Annotated in this window: 3 protein-coding genes; all 3 read left to right on the plus strand. The window is 50.3% G+C overall.

The features are described from left to right. The coding region (gene ureA, locus ACR0P9_RS11020) for an urease subunit gamma (RefSeq protein ID WP_432620103.1) at positions 1-223 on the plus strand (223 nt) is incomplete at its 5' end. 13 nt (positions 224-236) lie between these two features. Continuing rightward, complete coding sequence (locus ACR0P9_RS11025; protein WP_432620105.1) at positions 237-596, plus strand: urease subunit beta; 360 nt, start codon at positions 237-239, stop codon at positions 594-596. Between the two features lie 16 nt (positions 597-612). Then, positions 613-2,334 carry an urease subunit alpha gene (ureC, locus tag ACR0P9_RS11030; protein ID WP_432620107.1) on the plus strand — a complete coding sequence of 574 codons (1,722 nt, stop codon included), beginning with the start codon at positions 613-615 and terminating at the stop codon, positions 2,332-2,334. Positions 2,335-2,435: the final 101 nt, after the last annotated feature.

Below are 2,435 nucleotides of genomic sequence, written 5' to 3' on the forward strand. Positions count from 1 at the left end.
ATTGAAGCTGAATTATGTAGAGGCATTGGCTTACATCAGCTCGGAATTGCTGGAATTGGCAAGAGACGGCAAGACGGTTGTTGAACTGATGCAGCTCGGCACAAAGATTTTGTCGAAGGCTGATGTCATGGATGGTGTCGCTGACATGATCGGAGAAGTACAGGTTGAGGCGACTTTTCCGGATGGCACGAAGCTGGTAACCGTTCACAACCCGATTCAATAAGGAGGCTAACATCATGAAAATTGGCGAGATTATGCCGTTGGATCGTGAAATCACGTTGAATGAAGGAAAAGCAACCGTAACACTGGTTGTTGCCAATACCGGAGATCGACCGGTACAGGTTGGCTCCCATTATCATTTCTTTGAGGTCAATAAGTGCTTATCGTTTGACCGAGCTGCTGCATACGGCTATCATCTGGATATTCCGTCCGGAACGGCTGTCCGTTTTGAGCCGGGCGAAGAGAAAGAAGTACAGCTGACAGAAATGGGCGGCCGCCATCGTGTATTTGGTCTGAATGATTTGTCCTGTGCACAGGTCAGCGAAGCAACAAAGGCAGCTTCTCTGGAAACAGCAAAGCTGAAGGGCTTTATTTAAGGAGGAACAAACAACAATGAGTGTGAATATTTCCGGCAGCAAATATGCTGCTATGTACGGTCCAACCGTTGGAGATAAGGTTCGTCTGGCAGATACCAGCCTGATTATTGAAGTAGAAAAGGATTACACAAAGTACGGTGATGAGTGCAAATTCGGCGGCGGCAAGACCCTGCGTGACGGCATGGGACAGTCGGTAAAGAGCCGCAGCGAAGACGGAGATCTGGATCTCGTCATCACCAACGCGCTAATCGTCGATTATACCGGCATTGTCAAAGCGGATATTGGCATTAAAGACGGCAAAATTGCCGGTATCGGTAAGGCAGGCAATCCAGATACGATGGACGGTGTGACACCGGGCATGACAGTTGGTGCTTCTACCGAAGCACTGGCAGGTGAGGGAATGATCGTTACCGCTGGCGGTCTGGACACCCATATTCATTTCATCTCCCCGCAGCAGATTGATTGTGCACTGTACAGCGGCGTGACGACAATGATTGGCGGCGGCACGGGTCCGGCTGACGGCACCAATGCGACAACTTGTACGCCGGGTCCTTGGAATCTGAAGATGATGTTAAAGGCAGCGGACGAATATCCGATGAATCTCGGCTTCTTGGGAAAGGGCAATTGCTCAGACGAGCAGCCGCTGATTGAACAGGTAAAGGCTGGTGCTATGGGTCTGAAGATTCATGAGGACTGGGGCGCAACACCGGCAGTTATCAACCATTGCTTGAATGTTGCTGATGAATATGATGTCCAGGTTGCGATTCATACGGATACCTTGAATGAAGGCGGCTGTGTCGAAGACACGCTGGATGCCATTGCAGGCCGTACCATTCATACTTATCATACCGAAGGCGCAGGCGGCGGTCATGCACCGGACATCATTCGCGCAGCTGGTGCACCGAATGTTCTGCCGTCTTCTACCAATCCGACCATGCCGTTTACCGTCAATACACTAGACGAACATATGGACATGCTGATGGTTTGCCATCATTTGGACAAGAATATTCCGGAAGACATTGCCTTTGCAGACTCTCGTATCCGTCCGGAGACCATTGCCGCAGAAGACGTCCTGCACGACATGGGTATATTCTCCATGATGAGTTCGGACTCGCAGGCAATGGGTCGTGTCGGTGAGGTCATCACGCGTACTTGGCAGACCGCTTCCAAGATGAAGGATGAACGCGGTGCTCTGCCGGAGGACGAAGGACACGGCAACGACAACTTCCGTGTTAAGAGATACATTTCTAAGTATACCATCAATCCGGCCAAGACACACGGTGTAGCACAGTATGTTGGTTCTGTCGAAATCGGCAAGTTTGCCGATCTCGTTCTGTGGAATCCGGCGTTCTTTGGTGCAAAGCCGGACATGATTATCAAGGGCGGCATGATTATTGCCTCTAAGATGGGCGATGCCAATGCTTCGATTCCGACTACGCAGCCGGTACTGTATCAGCCGATGTTCGCAGCTCATGGCAAAGCAAAGATGGCATCCTGCTTGACGTTTGTCTCTAAGGCTGCTATGGACGCAGATGTCAAGACGGCGTATGGTCTGGAAAAGACGGTTGTGCCGGTTTCCGGCTGTCGCACGATCACGAAGAGCGACATGGTATTCAACGATCGTACTCCAAAGCTGACCGTTGACCCAGAGACCTATGAGGTAACGGTAGATGGAGAAACGATTACTTCTAAGCCGGCAGAAAAGCTGCCGCTGACACAGCTGTACAGCTTGTTTTAATCTAGAAGTTTACTTTCGCGTAGGAGGAATTCCATTATGTTAGGCGTTTGCCTGTTATTTGTTGGTATCGTGCTGATTAACAACGGCATGTGCAATCTGTA

Origin of the sequence: Butyricicoccus sp., from assembly GCF_050872565.1 — a bacterium.
GTDB lineage: Bacteria > Bacillota > Clostridia > Oscillospirales > Butyricicoccaceae > Butyricicoccus_A.